The organism is Ancylobacter tetraedralis (genome assembly GCF_014195655.1).
Taxonomy (GTDB): Bacteria; Pseudomonadota; Alphaproteobacteria; order Rhizobiales; family Xanthobacteraceae; genus Ancylobacter; species Ancylobacter tetraedralis.
On sequence record NZ_JACICD010000001.1, the window covers coordinates 215,278 to 240,464 of the forward strand.

Annotated in this window: 20 protein-coding genes; 6 read left to right on the forward strand and 14 right to left on the reverse strand. The window is 68.5% G+C overall.

What is annotated here, in order from left to right; all coding sequences use genetic code 11:
• Positions 1 to 45: 45 nt before the first annotated feature.
• The 5 genes from FHS55_RS01005 to FHS55_RS01025 all read left to right on the forward strand — a co-directional run bounded on the left by FHS55_RS01005 (position 46) and on the right by FHS55_RS01025 (position 5,685).
• Positions 46 to 375 (forward strand): hypothetical protein, encoded by a 330-nt coding sequence (locus FHS55_RS01005; RefSeq protein WP_183187819.1) that lies wholly within the window; start codon positions 46 to 48, stop codon positions 373 to 375.
• Positions 376 to 504: 129 nt separating this feature from the next.
• Positions 505 to 1,998: a carboxypeptidase M32 gene (locus tag FHS55_RS01010; RefSeq protein WP_183187820.1), complete on the forward strand. Its 1,494-nt coding sequence runs from the start codon at positions 505 to 507 to the stop codon at positions 1,996 to 1,998.
• A 24-nt stretch (positions 1,999 to 2,022) separates the two neighbouring features.
• Entirely contained in the window at positions 2,023 to 3,603 is a 1,581-nt protein-coding gene (locus FHS55_RS01015; protein WP_183187821.1) for a D-aminopeptidase, read from the forward strand.
• 109 nt (positions 3,604 to 3,712) lie between these two features.
• Positions 3,713 to 4,693 (forward strand): HlyD family secretion protein, encoded by a 981-nt coding sequence (locus tag FHS55_RS01020; RefSeq protein ID WP_183187822.1) that lies wholly within the window; start codon positions 3,713 to 3,715, stop codon positions 4,691 to 4,693.
• A 2-nt stretch (positions 4,694 to 4,695) separates the two neighbouring features.
• Entirely contained in the window at positions 4,696 to 5,685 is a 990-nt protein-coding gene (locus tag FHS55_RS01025; RefSeq protein ID WP_183187823.1) for an FUSC family protein, read from the forward strand.
• Between the two features lie 105 nt (positions 5,686 to 5,790).
• Here the strand turns inward: FHS55_RS01025 and FHS55_RS01030 are convergent, their stop codons facing one another.
• From FHS55_RS01030 to FHS55_RS01040, 3 genes are all read right to left on the reverse strand, one after another.
• Entirely contained in the window at positions 5,791 to 8,973 is a 3,183-nt protein-coding gene (locus FHS55_RS01030; RefSeq protein WP_183187824.1) for an efflux RND transporter permease subunit, read from the reverse strand.
• 151 nt (positions 8,974 to 9,124) lie between these two features.
• Positions 9,125 to 10,435 (reverse strand): efflux RND transporter periplasmic adaptor subunit, encoded by a 1,311-nt coding sequence (locus FHS55_RS01035; protein ID WP_183187825.1) that lies wholly within the window; start codon positions 10,433 to 10,435, stop codon positions 9,125 to 9,127.
• A 17-nt stretch (positions 10,436 to 10,452) separates the two neighbouring features.
• Entirely contained in the window at positions 10,453 to 11,280 is an 828-nt protein-coding gene (locus tag FHS55_RS01040; protein WP_183187826.1) for an alpha/beta hydrolase, read from the reverse strand.
• 145 nt (positions 11,281 to 11,425) lie between these two features.
• On the opposite strand from FHS55_RS01040, the gene FHS55_RS01045 reads away from it, so the two are divergent.
• On the forward strand, positions 11,426 to 12,379 hold the full coding sequence (locus FHS55_RS01045; protein ID WP_183187827.1) for a LysR family transcriptional regulator: 954 nt from the start codon (positions 11,426 to 11,428) through the stop codon (positions 12,377 to 12,379).
• A gap of 26 nt (positions 12,380 to 12,405) precedes the next feature.
• On the opposite strand, the gene FHS55_RS01050 is transcribed toward FHS55_RS01045, so the two are convergent.
• From FHS55_RS01050 to FHS55_RS01100, 11 genes are all read right to left on the reverse strand, one after another.
• Positions 12,406 to 13,134, reverse strand: a complete 729-nt coding sequence (locus tag FHS55_RS01050; protein ID WP_183187828.1) for an amino acid ABC transporter ATP-binding protein — start codon at positions 13,132 to 13,134, stop codon at positions 12,406 to 12,408.
• Complete coding sequence (locus FHS55_RS01055; RefSeq protein ID WP_183187829.1) at positions 13,112 to 13,771, reverse strand: amino acid ABC transporter permease; 660 nt, start codon at positions 13,769 to 13,771, stop codon at positions 13,112 to 13,114. The genes FHS55_RS01050 and FHS55_RS01055 overlap by 23 nt, the downstream gene beginning before the upstream one ends.
• 10 nt (positions 13,772 to 13,781) lie before the next feature.
• Positions 13,782 to 14,453, reverse strand: a complete 672-nt coding sequence (locus FHS55_RS01060; protein ID WP_183187830.1) for an amino acid ABC transporter permease — start codon at positions 14,451 to 14,453, stop codon at positions 13,782 to 13,784.
• Positions 14,454 to 14,548: 95 nt separating this feature from the next.
• On the reverse strand, positions 14,549 to 15,349 hold the full coding sequence (locus tag FHS55_RS01065) for a transporter substrate-binding domain-containing protein (RefSeq protein ID WP_183187831.1): 801 nt from the start codon (positions 15,347 to 15,349) through the stop codon (positions 14,549 to 14,551).
• Between the two features lie 4 nt (positions 15,350 to 15,353).
• The gene (locus tag FHS55_RS01070) at positions 15,354 to 16,091 is read right to left on the reverse strand and encodes a GntR family transcriptional regulator (protein ID WP_183187832.1); all 738 of its coding nucleotides are present in this window, start codon (positions 16,089 to 16,091) and stop codon (positions 15,354 to 15,356) included.
• Between the two features lie 386 nt (positions 16,092 to 16,477).
• Positions 16,478 to 18,634, reverse strand: coding sequence for a methylmalonyl-CoA mutase (scpA, locus tag FHS55_RS01075; RefSeq protein ID WP_183187833.1), 2,157 nt, complete (start codon positions 18,632 to 18,634; stop codon positions 16,478 to 16,480).
• A 70-nt stretch (positions 18,635 to 18,704) separates the two neighbouring features.
• Positions 18,705 to 19,073, reverse strand: a complete 369-nt coding sequence (locus tag FHS55_RS01080) for a hypothetical protein (protein ID WP_183187834.1) — start codon at positions 19,071 to 19,073, stop codon at positions 18,705 to 18,707.
• A 22-nt stretch (positions 19,074 to 19,095) separates the two neighbouring features.
• On the reverse strand, positions 19,096 to 20,997 hold the full coding sequence (locus FHS55_RS01085; protein ID WP_183187835.1) for a methylmalonyl-CoA mutase family protein: 1,902 nt from the start codon (positions 20,995 to 20,997) through the stop codon (positions 19,096 to 19,098).
• A 40-nt stretch (positions 20,998 to 21,037) separates the two neighbouring features.
• Positions 21,038 to 23,053 (reverse strand): acetyl-CoA carboxylase biotin carboxylase subunit, encoded by a 2,016-nt coding sequence (locus FHS55_RS01090; RefSeq protein WP_183187836.1) that lies wholly within the window; start codon positions 23,051 to 23,053, stop codon positions 21,038 to 21,040.
• Between the two features lie 12 nt (positions 23,054 to 23,065).
• Positions 23,066 to 23,359 (reverse strand): hypothetical protein, encoded by a 294-nt coding sequence (locus FHS55_RS01095; protein WP_183187837.1) that lies wholly within the window; start codon positions 23,357 to 23,359, stop codon positions 23,066 to 23,068.
• A gap of 68 nt (positions 23,360 to 23,427) precedes the next feature.
• The gene (locus FHS55_RS01100; protein ID WP_183187838.1) at positions 23,428 to 24,960 is read right to left on the reverse strand and encodes an acyl-CoA carboxylase subunit beta; all 1,533 of its coding nucleotides are present in this window, start codon (positions 24,958 to 24,960) and stop codon (positions 23,428 to 23,430) included.
• Positions 24,961 to 25,187 lie beyond the last annotated feature (227 nt).

Here is a 25,187-nt window from a genome sequence, read left to right on the forward strand (position 1 = left end):
GCGAAGGTCCGTTGGGACGGCGGGTCTGCCGCGCGGGAGGCTCGCATGCCCCGGCTTGTCCGATTTCTCCTCCGCCATGCATTGATCGGCTTCGGCCTCGCCGTGTTCTTCGTCGGCGCGCTCCTGCTGCTGGATGTCGCGCGGCTCGGCACGCTGATAGGGCGGTCCCCGTTCGGCTGGCTCGCCACGCTGGTGCTGGTCGTTTCCGTCGGCATCACCTTCGCCAGTGTGCAGATGGGCTTCGCGGTGATGCTGCTGCCGCGCGACGACGACGCGCCGCAGGGTCGTGGCGGCACCCGCGCGCCCTCGGGTTCCGCCCTCCGGCTGGTCCGCCTCCCTGCGCGGGCCGCGACCGGCCGCAACCGCGCGCGCTGACGCCGCGTCCCGCTGGCGATGGCGGCGGCAGGCATGCTACTGCCGGAAAGCGTGACGGGCCGTCCACGTGTCGACACGTGACCCGACACGACGCGCCACGTTTGGCGCCGCTTCGGAAGAGGGTAATTCATGACCGCCTATGCCGCGCTCACCGGCCATTTCAGCCGCATCGCCGCGATGTCGAACGCCATCGGCATCCTGCAATGGGACAGCGACACCATGATGCCCCGGGGCGCCGCCGGCAGCCGTGCCGACAGTCTCGCCCTGCTGCGCGTGCTGGCGCATGACATGGCGGTGGATCCGCGCGTCGGCGACTGGCTGGGCGCGGCGGAGCAGGAGGACGGGCTGGGCGACTGGGAGCGGGCCAATCTGCGCGAGATCCGGCGGGTGTGGACCGTGGAGACCGCCCTGCCGGCCGATCTCGTCGAGGCGTCGAGCAAGGCGATCTCGGCCAGCGAGATGGCCTGGCGGCAGGCGCGCGCCGATGCCGATTTCCCCGCGCTTCTGCCTTATCTCGCGGAAGTTCTGAAGCTGCAGCGCGAGGCGGGCGCCGCCAAGGGCGCCACGCTCGGCCTCTCCGTCTATGACGCGCTGCTCAACGATTACGAGCCGGGGGGGAGCGCGGCGCGGATCGATGCGCTGTTCGACGACCTCGCCGCCTTCCTTCCCGGTTTTGCCGAGGAGGCGATCGCCGCCCAGCAGCGCCGGCCCGCGCCCGTCCCGATGGAGGGGCCGTTCCCGGTCGAGGCGCAGCGCCGGCTCGGCATGCGCGTCATGGCGGCGCTGGGCTATGATTTCGAGCGCGGCCGGCTGGACATTTCCACCCACCCCTTCTGCGGCGGCGCCGATAACGACGTGCGCATCACCACCCGCTATGACGAGGCCGATTTCGGCAAGGCGCTGATGGGCGTGATCCACGAGACCGGCCACGCGCTCTACGAGCAGGGCCGGCCCGCCGCTTATATGGGCCAGCCGGTCGGGCAGGCGCGCGGGATGAGCCTGCATGAGAGCCAGTCGCTCATCATGGAGATGCAGGCCTGCCGCTCGCCGGAGTTCCTCGCCTTCGCCGCCCCGCTGATGCGCGAGACCTTCGGCGGCAGCGGCCCCGGCTGGGAAGCCGAGGCCCTGTGGCGGCGCTATACGCGGGTCGAGCGCGGCTTCATCCGCGTCGATGCCGACGAGGTGACGTACCCCGCCCATGTCATCCTGCGCTACCGGCTGGAAAAGGCGCTGATCGCCGACGAAATGCCGCTGGCCGAGCTGCCGGCGGCGTGGAACGCCGGCATGCAGGAACTGCTCGGCATCACCCCGCCGAACGACCGGCTGGGCTGCCTGCAGGATATTCACTGGCCCTCGGGCGGCTGGGGCTATTTCCCCACCTACACGCTCGGCGCCATGACCGCGGCGCAGCTGTTCGACGCGGCCTGCCGCGCCGAGCCGGACGTGCTGCCCGGCATTGCGCGCGGCGATTTCGCCCCGCTGGTCGGCTGGCTGCGCACCCATGTCCACGCGCAGGGCTCCCGCTACGCGACGGACGAGCTGCTGACCCGCGCCACCGGCCGGCCGCTCGATGCCGGCGTGTTCAAGGCGCACCTCGCCCGCCGCTATCTCGGCGCGGCGTGATCCGCGATCCTCAAGGGAACCGTCATGACCTCCGTCGACACCGCCGCGCTCGATCGCGTCATCGCGGACCTGCCGCGCCGCTACCCCGGTCCGGGCGGGGCGGTGGCGGTGGTGAAGGACGGCGTGCCGATCGTGCGCCATGGCTGGGGCTTCGCCAATCTGGAGACGCGCCAGCCCTATAGCCCGGCGACCATCGCCCCGCTCTGCTCCATCACCAAGCAGTTCACCTGCGCGACGCTGCTCGCGGTGGCGCCCGACCCGGCCGCGCTCGATCCGCTGGTCGCCGCCCAGCTGCCGCGGCTTGACGGCGAGGTGCCGACGACGCGCGATCTCGCCAACAACCAGTCGGGCCTGCGCGACTACTGGGCGCTGAGCGTGCTGTGCGGGGCGATGCCGGAGGGCGCCTTCCGCCCGGCCGATGCGGTGCGGCTGATCGGGCTCACGCGCAGCCTGCATTTCCGCCCGGGCACGGCCTATTCCTATTCCAACGGCAATTTCCGCATGCTGGCGCTGGCCATCGAGCAGGCCAGCGGCCGCGATTTCGGCGACCTTCTCGCCGAGCGGCTGGTGGAACCGGCGGGCATGGAAACGGCGGTGTTCGCCCCCGAGACCGGTGCGCTGCCGGGCGGGGCCGTCGGCTATGAGGGCACGCTTGCCACCGGCTGGCGGGCCGGCATCAACCGCCTGCACTGGGCCGGCGACGCGGGCCTGTGCGCCTCGCTGGACGACATGATCGCCTGGGAGCGCTTCATCGACCGCACGCGCGAAGATCCCGACAGCCCCTATCAGCGCCTGTGCCGCCCGCCCGCGACGTTCCGGGACGGTTCGCCGGCCGGCTATCATCTCGGCCTCATCCGCCGCACCCGCTGGGGGCGGGCAATGAGCGGGCATGGCGGGGCGATCCGCGGCTGGCGGCTGGCGCGGCACTGGGTGCCCTCCGAGCGGCTGTCGGTCGCCATCGCCTTCAATCACGAGAGCGACAGCTTCGGTGCCGCCATGCACGTCATTGCCGCCGCGCTGGGCGAGAGCGACCGGCCCGCGCGCTCTGTCGCGGCGGATGCGTGGGGCTTCGCCGGGAGCTTTCTCGACGACGCGACCGGCCTGCTGCTGGAGGTCGCCGTCAATGCCGACGGGACGCTCTCCGCCACCTATGATGGCGGGGCCGAGCTTCTGAGCGTCGGCGAGGACGGCGTCGCGCGCGGGCTGGACATGAGCCTGACCCGGCAGCCGGAGGGCATCCTCGTCGAGCGGCCGGACGATGCCATCCGTGCGCTGGCCCGCCCGCTGACCCGGGCACAGGGGCCCGGCGCGGGCGCGGACATCGCCGGGTTGTATCGCTCGGCGGAGCTGGAATCGGAGATGGAGATCGTGGAGGCGGGCGGCAGCTGGTTCGCCGGCTTTCGTGGCTTTCTCGGCGCCGGGCCGATGATGGCGCTGATGCCGGTGGGCGAGGATGTGTGGCGGCTGGCCTGCCACCGCTCGCTCGACGCGCCCGCGCCTGGCGACTGGACGGTGCGGCTGAGCCGCGCGAATGGAGCGGTGACCGGGGTGAGCGTGGGCTGCTGGCTCGCCCGCGATGTTCTATTCGCCCGCTCCGGTGGTTGATCCTTCCGGTGGATCGAGCGGGTGCGTCGCGGCAGTGGATTGAGGCCTGCCGGCAAAGCCGCGATGATGCGCCCCCAAAGCCCGCGCGGTTCCGGAGATTCGTCGCCTCATGCTCAACCGCCTGCTGCGCCACCCCGTGATGCTGATCGTCGGCGTTCTGGTGGGGCTGTTCGTTCTCTACGAGATCAGCGTCCGCTATGTCGCCTATACGGCGGACGCCTATGTGATGAGCAACATCATCGTCATGGCTTCCGAGATCGAGGGGCCGGTTTCCAGGCTCGCGGTGCAGGACAACCAGCCGGTGGATGAAGGCCAGCTGCTGTTCGAGATCGAGAAGACGCCCTATCGTCTCAAGGTGCAGCAGACGCAGGCGGCGCTGGCGCAGGCCCAGGCCGACCTCGATCTGGCGCGGGACGAGGTGAAGGCCTCGCAGGCCGGCGTCGGTTCCGCGCAGGCGGTGCTGACCAATGCGCAGGCCCAGCTTGGGCGCACAAAGTCGCTCAACAACGAGGGCTTCTCCACCGAGGCCAGTCTCGACGTCGCCACCCGCGATGTCGCCACCGCCACCGCCAACGTGCTCACCGCGCAGGCCGCGCTGGACGTCGCCAACCGCCGCGTCGCGGTGGCCGGCGCCGTCATCGCCTCGGCGCAGGCCGATCTTGCGCGGGCGCAGTACGAATTCTCCAAGACCACCGTGGCGGCGCCCCGCGCCGGCCGCATCGCGCCCTTCGTCACCCGGCAGGGGGATTATCTCCAGCCCGGCACGGAAGTGCTGGCGGTGGTGACCGGGGATCGCCGGCGCGTGGTCGCCAACGTGTTCGAGCGCCATCTCGCGCGCATCCGCCTCGGGCAGCGGGTCTGGCTGACGCTGGGCTCGGACCCGTGGGTCATCCATCACGGCCGGGTCAGCGGCATCGCCGCCGGGATCTCGCGCTCGCCCAGCAATCCGCAGGTGGTGCCCTATGTCGAGCCGACCACGGACTGGGTGCGGCTGCCGCGCCGCTTCCCCATCGAGATCACGCTCGACGACTGGCCGGCGGATCTGGGGTTGTTCAACGGCGCGGATGCCCGCGTGCTGATCTGGTTCTGACGATGGATGACGTCACCCGGCAGGCATTCGCCACGGCCACGGGTGTTCTGGCCGCCGTCTATCTCGCGTTGTGGATGCACCTGCAGGACCCCTACTGGGCGGCGCTGAGCGTCCTGATCATCGCCAATGTCGACCGCGACGCGCTGTTCACCAAGGGCGTGCTGCGCATGGCCGGCACCGCGGTGGGCATCGCTCTCGGCTATTCCATCGGCCAGTGGATGGAGGGACAAGCGTGGATGCAGCTGACGCTGGTGGCGGTGGCGGCGGCGATCGGCACCTATTGCCGCCAGCGCAGCGCCTATGGCTACGCCTGGTTCTACGGCGGGCTGACCTTCGCCCTGCTCATCCTCTACACCATGGTGCAGCCGCAGGACCTGTACGACTTCGCGCATTATCGCTTCTACGAAATCCTCATCGGCGTGGTGTGCGGCACGCTGTCGAGCTGGGCGCTGGGTCCGCGCGCGGGCGGGCTGCCCGCCCATATCGTGGCGCAGGCGGCCGGCTCCACCGCCGAGAATGCCCGCCGCCAGTCCTTCGTCGCGGCGCTCGGCGCCACGACCATCGTCATCACCTGGGCCCTGTTCGATCTGCCCCAGCTGCCGCAGGTGTTGATTTCCAGCCTCGTCGTGCTGGATGCCGACCCGCTGGCCACCCGCCATCGCGGCGTGCAGCGCATTTTCGGCTGCATCATCGGCGGCACCGCTGGCATCGCCGTGGTGATGCTGGACGCGTCGGGCCAGGTGTGGTGGACGGCGGCGCTGTTCCTGGGCGTCTTCACCTTCGCCCGGCTGCATCTGACGAAATCGCCGCAGGCCTATATCGGCACGCAGTCGGCCATCGCCTATCTCGTCACGCTGGTCGGCGCGGGCCCGCCGACCACGCTGGACCCGCCGATCGACCGGCTGGTCGGCATCGTCATCGGCGTCAGCATCATCACCGTTCTGGTCTGGGCGCTGAACCCGCCGAAGCCCGCGATCGAGGCCGGGGCCTGAGGGGGCGGACGGCCCGTGGTGGGCCGGCCGGAAAGAGCGAATGCCCCGGTGCCGAGGGGGGCGTATCGGCACCGGGTCCTGACTTTCCGGCCGGCCGCAGGTGGCTCACTCCGCCGGATGGGCGGCGGGGGCGAGCACCTCGCCGTGCTGGCGCAGCTTGCGGTTGCCCGCGAGCCTACGCAGCAGCACATAGAAGACGGGCGTGAGGAACAGCCCGAAGAAGGTCACGCCGATCATGCCGGCAAACACCGCCACGCCCATGGCGTGCCGCATCTCGGCGCCCGCGCCGGTGGAGAGCACCAGCGGCAGCACGCCCATGATGAAGGCGAAGGACGTCATCAGGATCGGCCGCAGCCGCAGCCGGCTCGCCTCGATCGCCGCTTCCACGGGAGTGCGCCCCTGGAATTCCAGTTCGCGGGCGAACTCTACGATCAGGATCGCGTTCTTCGCCGAGAGGCCCACCAACACCACCAGCCCGATCTGGGTGAAGATGTTGTTGTCGCCATGGCCCAGCCACACGCCGAACAGCGCGGCGAGAAGGCCCATCGGCACGATCATGATGATGGCGATCGGCAGGGTGAGGCTCTCATACTGCGCCGCCAGCACGAGAAAGACGAGCAGCAGGGCGAGAGGGAACACCAGCACCGCCGAATTGCCGGCGAGGATCTCCTGGTAGGTGAGGTCGGTCCATTCATAGTCGAAGCCCGGCGGCAGCACTTCGGCGGCTATCCGCTTGGCCGCATCCTGCGCCTGGCCCGAGGAGAAGCCGGGCGCCGGCGAGGCGTTGAAGTCGGCGGTCAGGAAGCCGTTATAGCGCTGGGCGCGTTCCGGCCCCGCCGTCATCTCCACCTTGAGCAGGGCCGAGAGCGGGATCATCTCGCCGCTCGTCGCGCGCACCTTCAGCTGTCCGATGTCCTCCGGCTTGGAGCGGAAGGGCGCGTCGGCCTGGGCACGTACCGAGTAGGTGCGGCCGAACTTGTTGAAGTCGTTCACATAGAGCGAGCCGAGATAGACCTGCAGCGTCTCGAACACCGACTGGATCGGCACGCCGAGCTGGCGGGCCTTGGTGCGGTCCACATTGGCGAAGAGCTGCGGCACGTTGATCTGGAAGGTGCTGAACTGCCCCACCAGTTCGGGTGCCTGCATCGCCTTGGCCATGAACGCGTTGGTGACGTCGGCAAGCGCCTCGTAGCCGCGGCCGGCCCGATCCTCGATCTGCAGCTTGAAGCCGCCGACCACGCCGAGGCCCTGCACCGGCGGGGGCGGGAACATGGCGATGAACGCGTCCTGGATCGCGCCGTATTTCTTGTTCAGCGACATGGCGATGGCGCCGGCGCTGAGCGAGGGGTCCGTGCGTTCCTCGAACGGCTTCAGGGTCGAGAACACGATGCCGGCATTGGACGAGTTGGAGAAGCCGGCGATCGACAGGCCGGGGAAGGCGACCGCGTTGGCGACGCCCGGCTCGGCCAGCGTGATCTCCGTCATCTTGCGGATGACCTCCTCCGTGCGGTCGAGCGTGGCGCCGTCCGGCAGCTGGGCGAAGCCGACCAGATACTGCTTGTCCTGCGCCGGCACGAAGCCCGAGGGCACCGCCTGGAACAGCCACCAGGTGGCGCCGAGCATCACGATGTAGAAGATCATGACGAGGCTTTTCACCTTCAGCGCCCCGCGCACGCCGCTGCCATAGCCGCTGGAGCCCCGCGCGAACACGTAGTTGAAGCCGCGGAAGAACCAGCCGAACAGGAAGTTGATCACCCGCTGCAGACCGTCGGGCTCGGCATGGTGGCCCTTCAGGAGCAGCGCGGCCAGCGCCGGCGACAGGGTCAGCGAGTTGATCGCCGAAATCACCGTCGAGATGGCCACGGTCAGCGCAAACTGCCGGTAGAACTGGCCCGACAGGCCGGAGATGAAGGCCAGCGGCACGAACACCGCCACCAGCACCAGTGCGATGGCGATGATGGGGCCCGAAACCTCGCTCATCGCCCGGTAGGCGGCGTCGCGCGGGGAGAGCCCGTTCTCGATATTGCGCTCGACATTCTCCACCACGACGATGGCGTCATCGACCACGATGCCGATGGCCAGCACCAGCCCGAACAGGCTCAGCGCGTTGATCGAGAAGCCGAATATGTACATCACCGCGAAGGTGCCGACGATGGAGACCGGCACGGCGAGCAGCGGGATGATCGAGGCGCGCCAGGTCTGCAGGAACACCACGACGACGATGACGACGAGGAACACCGCCTCGAACAGCGTGTGCACCACCGCCTCGATGGAGGCGTCGACGAAGCGGGTCGTGTCGTAGACGATGGCGTAGTCGACGCCTTCCGGCATCGTCTTCTTCACTTCCTCCATCGTCTTGCGCACGTTCTCGGCGATTTCCAGCGCGTTGGAGCCCGGCGCCTGGAACACGCCGATGCCGACCGCCTGCTTGTTGTCGAGCAGCGAGCGGAGCGCGTAGTCGGCGGCACCGAGCTCGATGCGGGCAACGTCGCGCAGACGCACGATCTGCCCGTCCGAACCCGTCTTCACGACGATCTCGCCGAACTCCTCCTCGGTCTCCAGCCGGCCCTGCGCATTGACGGAGAGCTGAAGCTCGACGCCTTCGGCGGCGGGGGAGGCGCCGACGATGCCGGCGGCGGCCTGCACGTTCTGCGCGCGGATCTCGCTGACCACGTCGCCAGCGGAAAGGCCATGCTCGGCGATCTTCTGCGGGTCGAGCCAGACCCGCATCGAGTAGTCGCCGGCGCCGAAAATGTCGATCTGGCCGACGCCGGCGATGCGCGCCAGCCGGTCCTTCACGTTCAGCACGGCATAGTTGCGCAGATAGGTGATGTCGTAGCGGTCATTGGGCGAGACGAGGTGCACCACCATGATGAAGTTCGGCGAGCTTTTCGCCGTGGTCAGCCCAAGGCTGCGCACCTCTTCCGGCAGGCGGGGCTCGGCCTGGGCGACGCGGTTCTGCACCAGCTGCGTCGCCTTGTCCGGATCGGTGCCCAGCTTGAAGGTGACGGTCAGCATCATCACGCCGTCCGTGGTGGCCTGGGAGGACATGTAGAGCATGTCCTCGACGCCGTTGATCTGCTCCTCGATGGGCGTGGCCACCGTCGCCGCGATCACCTTGGGGCTGGCGCCGGGATATTGCGCGCGAACGATGACCTGCGGCGGCACCACATCGGGATATTCCGAAATGGGCATGACGCGCAGCGCGAGAAGCCCCGCGACGAAGATGAGCACCGAGAGCACGCCCGCGAAGATCGGCCGGTCGATGAAGAATTTGGACAGATTCATAGCGTCCTCCCCCCAAGGAGGCGTTGCCAGCCAGCGCTGGATCCAGAGTCTTCCCGGCGAACTCCTGTTCGGCGGGAAGACTCCAAGTGTTGCTACAACGCGTTTTCGTCACGCGAACCGGAATTCACGTCGCGCGAAAACGCTTTAGAGGTCAGCGCGCGGCGACCGAGGTGGCGTCGTCCGTCGGCTTGCCGGCGGAAGCGGTTTCCATGGGCACGATCTCGGGCGCGAGCAGCGCGCCGGGGCGCACCCGCTGCAGGCCGTTCACGACGATGCGCTCGCCTTCCTTGAGCCCGCTGGCGACCACGCGCATGCCCTCGGCCGGCGCGCCGAGCTTGATCTCACGATAGGTCGCCTTGTCGTCCGCTCCGACCACGAAGACGAACTTCTTGTCCTGGTCGGTGCCGATGGCGCGCTCGTTGATGACGAGGGCGGGCTCGGCGCGGGCGCGGCCCATGCGGACCCGGGCGAACTGGCCGGGAACGAGCCGGCCGTCCTTGTTGTCGAACACCGCGCGCAGGCGGAACGTGCCGGTCGTGGTCTCGACCTGGTTGTCGACCAGCTGGAGATGGCCGGTGACCGGCTTGCCGCCGGTGGTGGCGGTGACGATCTCGACCGGAATGCGGGCGATCTCGCCCAGCACGTCGCCGGTCCCGAGCGTGGCGAGCGCCTCGCCCACCGCGTTTTCATCGGCCGCGAAGCCGACATAGATCGGATCGACCGAGACCAGCGTGGTCAGCACCGGCGAGGTCGGGCCGGCGGCGACGAGATTGCCGACCGTGACGTCGATGCGACCGACGCGGCCATCCACCGGCGCGCGCACCTCGGTATAGCCGAGATCGAGCCGGGCGGTGTGGACGGCGGCTTCCGCGGCGCGCAGATTGGCCTTGGCCTCGTTGTGATTGTTGGTGCGCTGGTCGATGTCCTGCACCGAGACGACCTTGGCGTCGACCAGCTTCTGGCCGCGTTCAAGCTCGTTCTTGGTGAGCAGCACGCGCGCCTCGGATGCGGTCGCCTGCGCCTCGGCGCGGTCCAGCGCGGCCTTGAACGGCTCGGGGTCGATGGTGAACAGCAGGTCGCCCTGCTTCACCAGCGCGCCTTCGCGGAAGTGCACGGACTGCACCGCACCGGCGACGCGCGGACGCACCTCCACCCGCTCGACCGCCTGCAGGCGGCCGGAGAACTCGTCCCACTTCATGGTGTCGCGGTTTTTCAAGACCGCGACCGACACCGGCACGCCCTGCGGCGCCTGGACCTGCGCGGGGGCGGGGTCGGTGGCGAGCGCCGCGCTGATCGGCCAGGCGAACCACACGGCGGCGGCAGTCGCGGTGGTGGCGAGGCTGATGGCAAGGCCGGCATCGCGCCAGCGGCGGCGGGCGGGCGGCGCGGCACGATCGCGGGCGATTTCGGCGCGTACGATCTCCGGCACGGCGACATGGTTGCGGGTGCGATCATCGGTCATGGCAAAGTCTCCCGGCCTCAGGCCTGAACGGTGCGGACGGCGGCGGCAGGTGCGGGCGCCGTCAGGAATGTGGTGAACAGCGGCAGCAGCGTCTGCGCCCAGGGGGGCAGGCTGGCCGCATCCGGCGGGCCGTCCGGCGGCCAGTCGGAGGGATCGGAAACGACGTGGCTCTGCACCGGCACGCCACAACTGCCGAGGCGCTGGCCATATTCAACGCTCTCGTCATGCATCGGACAATCGTCCGAGGTGAGGATGAGCGCGGGGGCGATGCCGGCCAGGCGCCGCGAACCGAGCGGCGCGGCATAGGGGTGGGCGGCCTTGTCGGCGGTGCCGAGATAGAAATGCCAACCATCCGCCCATTTGCAGCCCGCCTCGCCCACGGCCGCGGCACGGATCGAGTGCGAGCCGAGGCACGGATCCAGCATGGGCGAAATGAGGATCTGCCCGGCAATGGGCGGGCGGTGCTGATCACGCGCCATCAGCGTGAGGGCGGTGGCGATGTTGGCCCCCGCCTCCTCGCCGGCCACGAACAGCCGGGCGCCGCGGCCCGCCCAGCGCGCCCGCTGGCGATAGAGCAGGTCGAGCGCGGCGAAGCTCACATTGAGCGCGGCGGGAAAGGGATGCTCGGGCGCCAGCGGATAATCGATCGAGACGACCACGGCGCCGGCCTCCGCCATGGTGCGGCAGATCATGGCGCCGCAGTCTAGATCGCCGCAGGTGAAGGTGCCGCCATGCAGGTGCAGCACGAGCGGGGTCGGGCGCAGCGCCGCGCCGGCCCGGTAGACGCGGACCGGCAACGCCGTCCCGTCCAGATCCAGCTTGTCCTCGGTCCACAGCGCCGACATGTCGCTCACCTTGGAAATCGGGGCGCGCGGACGCTCCCGGATCTCACCTGTTGCAGTGCGGCGAAACTTAGTCTCGTGCTCAGGGTGAAAAAATAGCTGAATCTGGATTACATTGTTCACCTATGGAAACAATGGCGAGGTTGTCATGGACCAGATTGCGGCGATGCGCGCCTTTGTCCGCGTGGTGGAGGCGGGCACCTTCACCCGCGCCGCCGACCTCCTGGACAGCCCCAAGCCGACCGTCACCAAGCTGATCCAGCAACTGGAGGCGCATCTGCGCACCAAGCTGCTCAACCGCACCACGCGGCGCGTCGGGGTGACGCCGGACGGCGCCGCCTATTACGAGCGCGCGCTCGCGCTGCTGTCCGATCTCGACGAACTGGACGGCTCCATGATGCGTTCGCAGGCCACCCCCTCGGGGCGGTTGCGGGTCGATGTGCCGTCCTCGCTGGCGCTCTATGCGCTCATTCCCGCCTTGCCCGACTTCATCGCGCGCTATCCCGACATCCAGCTCGACATGGGCGTGTCCGACCGGCCGGTGGATCTGGTGGCCGAGAATGTCGACTGCGCCATTCGCGGCGGCAGCCTCACGGACCCGACGCTGATCGCCCGGCGCATCGGCCAGGTGCAACTCGTGCCCTGCGCCGCGCCGGACTATATCCGCCAGTACGGCCTGCCGCTGCATCCGCGCGAGCTGGAGAGCGGGCACCGCGTGGTCGGTTATTTCAGCGCCCGCACCGGGCGGCCGGTCAGTTTCGAGATGATGCGCGGCGACGAGCATTACGATCTCGACCTGCCCCATGCGGTGGCGGTCAACGATTCCACCGCCTATCTCGCCGCCGGCCTCGCCGGACTTGGCATCATCCAGGGGAGCGAGCCGATGGTGAGGCCCTATATGGAGGCCGGGCGGCTGGTGCGCGTGCTGCCGGACTGGGAGTGCGAGGCGATCACGCTGCACGTCGTCTATGCCCCCAACCGGCATCTTTCGAGCCGGCTGCGGGTCTTCGTCGACTGGGCTGCCGAACTGTTCGCGAGCGGCGCCGCCCATCGACGCCGCGCCGCCTCGCTGCTGATGGCCACCGATCCGGGTGGCGGCTGACGCGCGCTTCGCGCGCCGGCCGGCGGTCAGTGGATGACGCCGAGGAACTGCTTGAGCTCGGGCGTCGCCGGGTTGGCGAACACCTTTTCCGGCGGCCCGATCTCGTGCACGCGGCCCTGGTGCATGAACACGACGCGCGAGCACACGTCGCGGGCGAAGCGCATCTCGTGCGTCACCATGAGCAGCGTCATGCCCTCGCTGGCGAGTTCCTTCACCACGCTCAGCACCTCGTTGACCAGTTCGGGGTCGAGCGCCGAGGTGATCTCGTCGCAGAGCAGGGCGATGGGCTGCATGGCGAGCGCGCGGGCGATGGCGACGCGCTGCTGCTGGCCGCCCGAGAGCTGGTCGGGATAGGCATCGAACTTGTGGGCGAGGCCCACCCGCTCCAGCATCTTCTTCGCCATCACCTCGGCCTCGGCCTTCGGTGTCTTCTTCACCACCGTCTGCGAGAGCATGACATTGCGGCCCGCGGTGAGATGGGGGAACAGGTTGAACCCCTGGAAGATCATGCCGACCTTCAGCCGCAGCGCCTTGAGGTGCAACTCGTCCGGCAACAACTGGGCGCCTGCCACCGAGATGGAGCCCTCGTCGATGGTCTCCAGCCCGTTGATGCAGCGCAGCAACGTGGATTTGCCGGAGCCCGATTTGCCGATAATGGCGATGACTTCGCCCGGTGCGACATCGATATTGATGCCCTTGAGCACTTCATTGTCGCCGAAGCGCTTCTTCACTTCAGTGATTTCGATGAGCGACATTGAGCTTCCTCTCGAGGATCTGGGAGGACTTGGAAAGCGGCCAGCACAGGCAGAAATAGATCAGGGCGACGAAGCCATAGACCGTGAAGGGCTCGAACGTGGCGTTCGTGACCATCGTCCCGGCCTTGGACAATTCCACGAAGCCGATGATCGAGGTGAGCGCCGTGCCCTTCACCACCTGCACGGAGAAGCCGACGGTGGGCGGCACGGCGACCCGCAGCGCCTGCGGCAGGATCACCCAGCGCATCTGCTGCAGATAGCCCATGCCCAGGCTGGAAGAGGCCTCCCACTGGCCCTTGGCGACGGATTCGACGCAGCCGCGCCAGATCTCGGTGAGGAAGGCCGCCGACCACAGGATCAGCGCCAGCCCCGCCGCCAGCCAGGCCGGCACATCGATGCCGAACAGGCCAAGGCCGAAGAAGGTGAGGAACAGCTGCATCAGCAGCGGCGTGCCCTGGAAGATCTCGACATAGGCCCTGACGAAACCTCGCCCCCCGCGGCTCTTGCCGATGCGCGCGAATAGCAGCGCCATGCCGACCAGACTGCCGCCGATGAAGGAAACGAGGGAGAGAAGCACGGTCCAGCGCGCCGCCAGCAAGAGGTTGCGCAGGATGTCCCAGGTGGTGAAATCGCTCATGCGCGCCTCCTCACCGGGCTGCTCGACGGGGGAAGATGGTCCAGCCGAGGCCGCGCAGCAGCTGGCGCAGACCGATGGCGAGGGCGAGGTAGATCAGGGTGGCGACGAAATAGGATTCAAACGCCCGGAAACTGCGCGACTGGATGAAATTGGCCGCGAAGGTGAGGTCCTCCGCCGCGATCTGCGACACCGCCGCCGAGCCCAGCATGACGATGACGATCTGCGAGGACAGCGCGGGCCAGATGCGTTGCAGCGCCGGCACCAGAACCACGTACCAGAAGGTCTGGATGCGGCTCATGCCGAGGCTCGCGCCCGCCTCGAACTGGCCGCGCGGCGTCGCCTGGATGCCGGCGCGGATGATCTCGCAGCCATAGGCGCCGAGATTGATCACCATGGCGAGATTGGCCGCTTCCAGCTCGCCCATGCGCACCCCGAGGGCCGGCAGGCCGAAGAAGATGAAGAACAGCTGGATCAGGAACGGCGTGTTGCGGATCAGCTCCACATAGGTGGCGACGATCGCCCCGAGCCAGCGCGGCCCGAGCGCGCGCGCCCAGGCGCAGGCAATGCCGAGCGACACGCCGAGAATGCCGCCCACCAGCGTCAACTCGACCGTGATGAGAATGCCTTTCACCAGGACTGGCCAATAGTCGAACAGCCAGCCGAAATCGAACGCGTAGTTCATGCCTGAACTCCCGCTGATGCGGCGGTGAGGGGGAGGCGGGCCACGCGGCCCGCCGAGGGATCAGCCGTCACAGTTCCCCGGCTGCGGAGCCGTCCTCACAGGTCGGCGGGCAGCTTGGCGCCGAGCCACTTCTCGGAAATGGCGTCGAGCGAGCCGTCCTTCTTGGCGGCGGCGATGATGGCGTCGACCTTGGCCAGCAGCGCCGGCTCGTTCTTGTTGAGGCCGATATAGCAGGGCGAGTTCTTGATCAGGAACTTCAGCTCCGGCTTCTTCGGCGGGTTGCGCGCGAGGATGGCGGCGGCCACCACGTTGCCCGTCACCACCACGTCGACCTGGCCCGAGAGGAAGGCGGAGATGGTGCCGTTATTGTCCTCGTAGCGCTTGATGGTGGCATCGGCCGGGGCGAACTTGGTGAGTTCCAGATCCTCGGTGGCGCCGCGGGTGACGGCGATGGTCTTGCCGGCCAGATCCTTGGCCTCGCTCACCTTCACGTCGGCGGGCGCGAAGGCGCCGGAGAAGAACGGCGCATAGGCCGTGGAGAAGTCGATCACCTTCTCGCGCTCGGGATTCTTGCCCAGCGAGGAAATGACGAGGTCGACCTTGTTGGTCTGCAGATAGGGAATGCGGTTGGCGCTCGTCACCGGCACCAGATCGACCTTCACGCCAAGCTTCTCGGCGATCAGCCGGGCGACGTCGACATCATAGCCCTTGGGCGCCATGTCGGCACCGACGCTACCGAAGGGCGGGAAGTCCTGCGGCACCGCGATGCGGATCAGCTTGCTGGTCTCGATGGTGGCGAGCGCGTCTGCCCGGGCGAGCGACAGCTGCGCGAGCGGCGCCTGCGCGGCGGCCAGCAGCGCGCCGGCGGCGAGGGCGATGAGGGTGCGACGGTTCATGCGGTCAATCCTTTTTCTCGAACGAGGGGGCAGGGGTGTGATGATGGGGAACGGAAGGCGCGTTGCCGGCAAAGGTCGACGGCGACAGAAGCTCGCGAAGCCCCGCGAGCGGATCGGGCTTGGCGGTGAGGTCGAGGCCGGCCTCGACCTTGCCGATATGCTCGTCCATCAGCCGGGCGGCACGGGCGAGATCGCCCGCCTCCATGGCCGCGACGATGTCTTCGTGATCGTGGCTCGACTCTTCCGCCTTCTCCGTCGGCTGGTAGAGCATCGAGATCAGCGTGGTGCGCGCCGTCAGGTCGCGGATGATCTCGGTCAGCAGGCGGTTGCCGAGCGCGTCGGCGAGGTGGATGTGGAAGTCGCCCAGCAGGCAGGCACGGGACGAGACATCGCCGGTCTCGATGGCCGCGCGCTCGATGGCGACATGTTCCCGGAGGCTCTCCAGCACCGCGGGGGGCACCTCCCGCACGGTCTGCAGCAGGCCGGTCTCGATGACGCGGCGGGTCTGGAACGCCTCGCGCGCCTCCTCGGCCGAGGGCTCGACCACGAACCAGCCGCGCCGGGCGCTGACCTGCACCACGCCGCGCGTCTCCAGCCGCATCATCGCCTCGCGCACGCGGGTGCGGGACACGCCGAACAAGTCGGCGAGCTTCTGCTCGCCCAGCCGCGTGCCGGGATTGATGCGGCCGGCGAGGATGGCGGAGAGGATCGCCTCCTCGATATTGGCACTGGCGGGGTTCATGGCTTGCTCACAAACTTGTATACAAGCTGGAAAGCAAGCGGCGTGCCAAGGTTTCGGTACAGCCGTGGCAACGGACGCGCCGCACGCGCGCGGCGGCCGGCTGGCCGACCGCCCTCCAAATATAACCTTATTTTTCAATTGGTTGATGGGGGGCTGCTGTTCGCGCGCGGCCTGGCCTCGCCGCATCGGCGTCCGCAGGCCCGCGGCTGCCGCTTTCGCGCGCGCCACCCGCCGTCCTGCCACATCTTTGGTCAGTCCTGCTAATCGCGACGTCGCGCGGCGAGGAGGAACGGCATACCTCGCGCGATCCGTATGCCCACCCGGCCCTTCCCGGAACCGTCCTGCGTCCTTTCGGCCGGCCTCGCGCCGGGAGGCCGGCCGGGACGCTACTGCGCCGCCGCGCCGCTATGGCCGAGCCGTTCGCCGAGCTTGTCGAGCAGGCCTTCCGCCGCCTCCGCGATCACTGTGCCGGGTGGGTAGATCGCTTCGGCACCGGCGGCATGAACGGCGTCATAATCCTGCGGCGGCACCACGCCCCCGACCACGACCATGATGTCGCCCCGCCCCTCCGCTTCCAGCGCGGCCTTCACCTGCGGCACCAGCGTGAGATGGCCGGCGGCGAGCGAGGAGATGCCGATGACATGCACGTCATTCTCCACCGCCTGCCGCGCTGCCTCCTGCGGCGTGGCGAAGAGCGGGCCGATATCGACGTCGAAGCCGAGATCGGCGAAGGCCGAGGCGATCACCTTCTGGCCGCGGTCATGCCCGTCCTGCCCGACCTTGGCGACCAGAATACGCGGGCGCCGGCCCTCTTCGTGCTCGAATGCCTCGACGCGTTCGCGCACGCGCGTCACCCTGTCGCTCATCGCTCCCGCCTCCCGCCGGTAGATGCCGGAGACCGCGCGGATTTCCGCCCGGTGACGGCCGAAGACGCGTTCCAGCGCATCCGATATCTCGCCCACCGTCGCCTTGGCGCGCGCGGCATCGATGGCGAGGGCGAGAAGATTGGCCCCGCCCGCCGCGCCGTTCTGCAACGCCGCCAGGGCGGGTTCCACCGCCTTCGGGTCGCGCTCGGCCTTGAGCCGCCGCAGCTTTTCGAGCTGGGCGGCGCGCACCGCTGAATTGTCCACCCGCAGCACGTCCAGCGGCGTTTCGCGCGTCGGCTTGAACATGTTGACGCCGACCACGGTCTGCGCGCCGGAATCGATCCGCGCCTGCGTGGTGGCGGCGGCTTCCTCGATGCGCAGCTTGGGGATGCCGGCCTCGATCGCCCTGGCCATGCCGCCGAGTTGCTCGACCTCGCCGATATGCGCGAGCGCCTTGGCGGCGAGGTCGGCGGTGAGCTTTTCCACGAAGAACGAGCCGCCCCACGGGTCGATGGCGCGGGTAGTGCCGCTTTCCTGCTGCAAGAGTATCTGCGTGTTGCGCGCGATGCGGGCGGAGAAGTCGGTGGGCAGCGCGAGCGCCTCGTCCAGCGCATTGGTGTGCAGCGACTGGGTGTGGCCCTGCGTGGCCGCCATCGCCTCTACCATGGTGCGCATCACGTTGTTGAACGGGTCCTGCGCGGTGAGGCTCCAGCCCGAGGTCTGCGAATGGGTGCGCAGCGGCAGCGATTTCGGGCTCGATGCCCCGAGATCGGCCATCAGCCGGGCCCAGATCAGCCGGGCGGCGCGCAGCTTGGCGACCTCCATGAAGAAGTTCATGCCGATCGCCCAGAAGAAGGACAGGCGCGGCGCGAAGGTATCGATCGGCAGGCCGGCGGCCATGCCGGCGCGCGCATATTCGAGGCCGTCGGCCAGCGTGTAGGCGAGTTCCAGATCCTGCGTCGCCCCCGCCTCCTGCATGTGGTAGCCGGAGATCGAGATCGAGTTGAAGCGCGGCATCTGCTTGGAGGTAAAGGCGAAAATATCGGAGATGATGCGCATCGAGGGGGTCGGCGGGTAGATATAGGTGTTGCGGACCATGAACTCCTTGAGGATGTCGTTCTGGATGGTGCCGGAAAGCTGCGCGGGGCTCACGCCCTGCTCCTCGCCCGCCACGACATAGAGCGCGAGGATCGGCAGCACCGCCCCGTTCATGGTCATGGACACGCTCATCTGGTCCAGCGGGATGCCGTCGAACAGCGTGCGCATGTCGTAAATCGAATCGATCGCCACGCCGGCCATGCCGACATCGCCGGCGACGCGCGGGTGGTCGCTGTCATAGCCGCGATGGGTGGCGAGATCGAAGGCGACCGAGAGGCCCTTCTGCCCGGCGGCGAGGTTGCGCCGGTAGAAGGCGTTGGAATCCTCCGCCGTGGAGAAGCCGGCATATTGCCGGATGGTCCAGGGCTGGGTGACATACATGGTGGGGTAGGGGCCGCGCAGGAAGGGCGCGATGCCGGGGAAACTGTCGATGAAGCCGAGCCCGGCGATATCGTCCGGCCCGTAGAGCGGCTTGACCGCGATGCGCTCGGGTGTCGTCCAGTCCGCGACCGTGACCGGCGGCGCGGCCGGCGCGCGGCTTTGCCACTCGATGCCGGCGAAGTTCGGAATGCGGCTCATCGTGGCCTCCTCGCATCGGGCGTCCGCTTTGGCGGATGCCGCGTCCGGGCCTTGGCGGCCCCGCTTGTACTCACGCCCGTTTGGCGACCCATGAGCCCGAGCAGGCGGGCTTGGGCGAGGTCCAGTCCCCCGAGGCGGTGTCGCCGCGCACCAGCCCGGTGGCTTTGACGCTCTGGCCGCTATGGGCGAGATTCATGCGGATCAACCCGGCCCGGTTGATGCCGCCGGTCGCCTTCACCGGCCAGAAGCCGGCATAGGTGACCTCGCCGTTCTTCACCCGCATCTTGAAGTCGTAATTGGTGTTGCAGGCGCCATCCTCGGCGGAGGTCGTGACGGTCCAGATGCCGTCATGATGAGTGTCGCTCGCCCATGCCGCGCCGACGGGCGTCGCCATCGCGGCCACCGTGAGGAGGAGGACCGGCTTCAACGCAAAGGACATGCTGCTTCCCTTTCGCTCCTGTTCATGCCGCACCGGGCGTCGCATCAGTATCGCCCGCTTTGCCGCCGGCGCCACCCCCGATACCGGTGGGGATACCAAGCCGTCGATGCGCCTCACCCAGCGTCGCGATGAGGTCGGCGCCGACGAAGATGAAGCCGTCAACGCCGGCGGTGCGCCAGTCGCCTTCGTCCGCGCCCGGCCGCCCGGCCAGAAGTACGGTGTCCGCGCCGGCCTCCTTGAGCGCGGCCACCGCCGCCCGGCCCCATCGCGCATAGACTTCGTCCGAGGAGGCGAGGCAGGCCAGCCGGGCGCCGGAGGCGCGGAAGCCGTCCGCCAGTGCCACGGCGTCGGCGAAGCCGTCCCCCACGGGTGCCGCGATGCCGCCCGCCTCCAGGAAGGCCTTGGCGAAGCCGGCGCGGGCGGTGAAGTCGGCCGGCGCGCCAAGGGTGGCGAGGAAGGCGGTCGGCGCCGGGTGCGCGCGCTCGGCCGCGTCGCGCAGGCGCTCGAACGGCTCGGCGAGGCGGTGCGGCAGCAGCGGCTCGCACAGGAGCGCGCCCTCCGCCGGCGCCGCCGCTGTCATCTGGCGGGCCGGCGCCAGCACGTTCGGCACGCCTTCGCCCAGGGCCGCGAATTCCGACGTGCCCGTGAGGGGCAGGCGACGGGTGGCGATGTCCTGCATCCGCGCGGCACGGGCGGTGGCGAGGCGCCGGGCCCATCCGCCCGAGGTCAGGCTTTCCACCATGCCGCCCTCCTGTTCGATGGCGCGGAACAGCGCCCAGGCGCTCGCGGCGAGCGTTTCGGTGCGCTCCTCGATGGCGCCCGCCCCGGCGCCGGGGTCGGCGACGCGATGAATGTTGGATTCGGCGAGGAGGATCAGCTGCGTGTTGCGGGCGAGGCGGCGGGCGGCGTCATCGGGCAGGCCGAGCGCCTGCGTGAAGGGCAGCACGGTGAGGCTGTCCGCGCCGCCGACGCCGGCGGCGAAGGCGGCGATGGTGCCGCGCAGGAGGTTCACATAAGGGTCGCGCCGGGTGAGGGAACGCCACGCCGTTTCCATGTGGACCGCCACCGGCCCGGCCTCGACGCGGCAGGCCGCGAGCATCGCCGTCCATAGAAGGCGGAAGGCGCGCGGCTTGGCCTGCGTGCCGAACTGGTCGACATCGGCGGTCAGCGTCACCTCGATGGCGCCGGCGGCGGCCTCCAGCGACAGGCCGGCGGCCTCCAGCGCCCGCAGATAGGCGGCGGCGGTTGCCAGCACGGCGGCGAGTTCCTGCGCGTCGGTGGCGCCCGCCGCGTGGTGCAGCCGCCCGTCCGCCCGCACCATCGGGGCCGTGAAACCACGGGCGGTGAGCGTGCCGACCGTCTGGCCGAGCCGGGCGGACAGCGCCTCCCATTCGATCGGCGCGGCCCCGAGCGCGGCGAAATCGCCGATCGGATCGAGCCCGAAGCGGATGTCGAGCCTGGCGGGGTCCTGCTTCTCGAACAGGCGGGCGAGCGCGAGGGCGATGTCGCGCGCCTGATAGTGCCCGGCCTCGACGCGCAGGGTGACGAGATCGGGCAGCACCCCGGCGAGCGCCTGCAGCAGTTCCTCGTGCCGGGCCGGCAGGCCGAAGCCGGCCGCGGAGGGGGCGGAGGCGAAGACGAGGCTCGCCCCGTCCGCCCCGCCGTCGAGATCCTCCAGCAGCTGCGCGTTGGCGGCCGCCGGGTCGGCATGGTCGATCCGCGCGATCACCCGCCACGGCGCCCCGGCCGGCCGGCCGGCGATGGGCGCGGCGTTCGGCCGGCGCGCCGGCAGGGCGTCGAGCGTGATGCCATCGGCCGTGCGCGTGACCATGCGCTTGTCATAGGGAGCGCCCTTGAGCACGCCGTCGACCAGCTTCAGCCAGTCCTCGCGGCGCGCGGCCGGGAAGGCGGCGAGATCAGGCATAGGCGTTGCGTGGTCCACGGCGGGGCTCCCTCGGCTTTCCCTAGGCGAATTCGAGGATGACGGCGTCGACCGCGAGGCTGTCGCCCGCCTTGGCGAGGATCTTGCCCACCGTCGCGTCGCGCTCGGCGCGCAACACGTTTTCCATCTTCATCGCTTCCACCACGGCCAAAGCCTCGCCGGCCTTGACCTCCTGGCCCTCGGTCACGGAGATGGAAACCACGAGGCCCGGCATCGGGCAGAGCAGCTGCTTGCCGCTGCCGGTCTGCAGCTTCTCGGGCATCAGCGCGGCCAGCTCCGCCTCGCGGCTTGTATAGACCAGCGCCTCGACCGCCACGCCGCGATGGGCGAGCGCCACTCCGTTGAGGCGCGGGCGCACCTGCACGGCGATGGCGTCGTCGTCGAACACGCCGCTCCACACCGGGTCCCCCGGCTTCCAGCCGGAGCGCAGCTCATGCGTGCCGTCCGGCCGGCCCTCGGCATCGAGGAAGGTGACGATGAAGCCGCCGGCCGCGCGATCCACCTCGCAGGGCAGGCTCAACTCTCCGAGACGGACCACGCGCTGATGCTCGAACACCACCGGCCGCCCCGCCAGCTGGCCGGAGATCTTGCGTTTGCGCGCATTGCCGACATTGTCGATGACCGCCGCCACGGCCGCGAGCCGGCGCGCCAGCGCGGGCGTCGGCGCGGTGGGGTGGAAGCCGTCGGGATATTCTTCCGCGATGAAGCCGGTGGAGAGCCGGCCGGCCCGCCAGCGCTCATGCGTCATGAGCGAGGACAGGAACGGAATATTGTGCTGGATGCCGTCGATGGCGAAAGCATCCAGCGCATCCGCCTGCGCCTCGATCGCCTCCTCGCGCGTCGGCGCATGGGTGATCAGCTTGGCGATCATCGGGTCGTAATAGAGCGAGATTTCCCCGCCTTCATAGACGCCGGTGTCGTTGCGGGTGGTCACCGCGTTGGTCACGCCTTCCGCCGGTGGGCGATAGCGGGTCAGCCGGCCGATGGAGGGCAGGAAGGAGCGGTAGGGGTCCTCGGCATAGACGCGGCTCTCCACCGCCCAGCCCTTGAGCTTCACGTCGGCTTGGCGGATCGACAAAGGCTCGCCCGCCGCCACGCGGATCATCTGCTCGACGAGGTCGATGCCGGTGACAAGCTCGGTGACGGGGTGCTCCACCTGCAGGCGGGTGTTCATCTCCAGGAAATAGAACGACTTGTCCTGCCCGGCGACGAACTCGACCGTGCCGGCGCTGTCATAGTTCACAGCCTTTGCCAGCGCCACCGCCTGCTCGCCCATGCGCGTGCGGGTGGCCTCGTCCAAGAGCGGCGAGGGGGCCTCCTCGACAACCTTCTGGTTGCGACGCTGGATCGAGCATTCGCGCTCGCCGAGATAGATGACATTGCCGTGCTTGTCGCCCAGCACCTGGATCTCGATATGGCGCGGGTCGACGATGAACTTCTCGACGAATACCCGGTCGTCGCCGAAGGAGGACTTCGCTTCGGAACGGGCGCGATCGAAACCGTCCTGCACCTCGTCGCGCGAATGGGCGATGCGCATGCCCTTGCCGCCGCCGCCGGCGGAGGCCTTGATCATCACGGGATAGCCGATCTCGTCGGCGATCTTTGCCGCATGAACGGCATCCTCGATCACGCCGAGATAGCCCGGCACGGTGGAGACATTGGCCGCCGCCGCCGCCTTCTTGGATTCGATCTTGTCGCCCATCGCCTCGATGGCGCCGGGGTTCGGGCCGATGAAGACGATGCCGGCATCCTTCAGCGCCTGCGCGAAACTCGCGCGCTCGGAGAGGAAGCCATAGCCCGGGTGCACCGCCTCGGCGCCGGTCAGCTTGGCCGCCTCGATGATCTTCTCGGCGATGAGGTAGGACTGCGCGGCGGGAGCGGCGCCGATAGGCACCGCCTCGTCCGCCATCTCGACATGCAGCGCGTCCTTGTCGGCGTCGGAATAGACCGCCACCGTCCGGATGCCCATCTTGCGCGCGGTCTTGATGACCCGGCAGGCGATCTCGCCACGATTGGCGATGAGGATTTTGGAGAACATTCTTGCTCCATTCTAATTAACTCCCCGACGCTCTTGTAAAATTTCAGTTACACGACCGGGATTTATGTTAAATATCGCGGCGATCTGGGCCGCAGTAAGGTCTGTCGTATCTGCAAGCTCTATGACATTGTTCTTTGTATTGATAGTCACAGGGTTCGACCGGGTTGGGCTCTTCCTAACTGGCGCCCGTCGAAACAGGTTGCCAATTGCCTCGCCAATCGCGTGAGCATCTTCCTGATTTCCCTCTTGAATCAGCTTGCGATAAAGGTCGATTAGGATACGGCGGGCATGCGGAATATTGCTCATGGAAAAATACCCCAAGGGAATGGAAGTAAATTTCTGGCCGGATTCCGATTGCGTGTAAATAGGTCGTACTAGAGCGGCAGATTGTCGTGCTTCTTCATGGGCGTCTCGACCTTCTTGGAGGCGAGCATGGACAGCGCGCGGGCGAGGCGCTTGCGGGTCGAGCGGGGGGTGATGACCTCGTCGATATAGCCGCGCTCGGCCGCCACGAACGGCGAGAGGAAGCGCTGCTCATATTCCTTCGTGCGCTCGGCGATCTTCTCGGGATCGTCGATATCGGCGCGGAAGATGATCTCCACCGCGCCCTTGGCGCCCATGACCGCGATCTGCGCGGTCGGCCAGGCGTAGTTCACGTCGCCGCCGACATGTTTGGAGGCCATCACGTCATAGGCGCCGCCGAAGGCCTTGCGGGTGATCACCGTCACCAGCGGCACGGTGGCCTGGCTATAGGCGAAGAGCAGCTTGGCGCCGTGCTTGATGAGCCCGCCATATTCCTGCGACGTGCCGGGCAGGAAGCCGGGCACGTCGACCAGCGTGACGATCGGGATCTCGAAGGCGTCGCAGAAGCGCACGAAGCGGGCGGCCTTGCGCGAGGCGTCGCTGTCGAGCACGCCGGCCAGCACCATTGGCTGGTTGGCGACGAAGCCCACCGTGCGCCCCTCGATGCGGCCAAAGCCCGTGAGGATGTTGGCGGCGAAGCCTTGCTGGATCTCGAAGAAATCGCCCTCGTCGGTGAGCTTCCCGATCAGCTCCTTCATGTCATAGGGCTTGTTCGGGTTGTCCGGCACCAGCGTGTCGAGCGAGGCGTCCAGCCGCTCCGCCTCGTCGAAGCTCGGCCAGTGCGGCACGCCGGACTGGTTGTTGGCGGGCAGGAAGTCGATCAGCCGGCGCATCTGAAGCAAGGCTTCGACATCGTTCTCATAGGCGCCGTCGGCCACGGAGGACCTGGTGGTGTGCACCTTGGCTCCGCCCAGTTCCTCCGATGTGACGGTCTCGTTGGTGACGGTCTTCACCACTTCCGGGCCGGTGACGAACATGTAGGAGGTGTCGCGCACCATGAAGATGAAGTCGGTCATGGCCGGCGAATAGACGTCGCCGCCCGCGCAGGGGCCCATGATGACGGAGATCTGCGGGATGACGCCGGAGGCCAGCACGTTGCGCTTGAACACCTCGCCATAGCCGCCGAGCGCCGCCACGCCTTCCTGGATACGCGCGCCGCCGGCATCGAACAGGCCGATGATGGGCGCGCGGGTGCGCAGCGCCATGTCCTGGATCTTGGTGATCTTCGCGGCATGCGCTTCCGAGAGCGAACCGCCGAACACGGTGAAGTCCTTGGCGAAAACGAACACCTTGCGCCCGTTCACCGTTCCCCAGCCGATGACGACGCCATCTCCCGGCGTCTTCACCTTGGCCATGCCGAAATCGGTGCAGCGATGCTCGACGAAGGTGTCGAATTCCTCGAACGAGCCGGTGTCGAGCAGGAGCTCGATGCGCTCGCGGGCCGTGAGCTTGCCGCGCGTGTGCTGGGCGTCGATGCGCCGGACGCCGCCCCCGAGGCGGGCGCCGGCGCGGCGCTGTTCGAGCTCGTCGAGAATATGCTTCATGGGGCGTTCCCTCGGACGTTTGTCGCCGTCGCGGCCACGTGCTTCGCTTCTAGGCCCTTGCGGGACAAAAGATAAGCTGTGAAAATGCGGATCGTGAAATTGTAAAAAATTCACAAAATCGATGGAGGGCACGTCTCCCGCTCCCCAATGGGGAGAGGGGTGGGGTGAGGGGCCTGCGCCGCGCCGCCATCGTGTCGCCCCTCACCGACCCGCTTCGCGGGCCACCT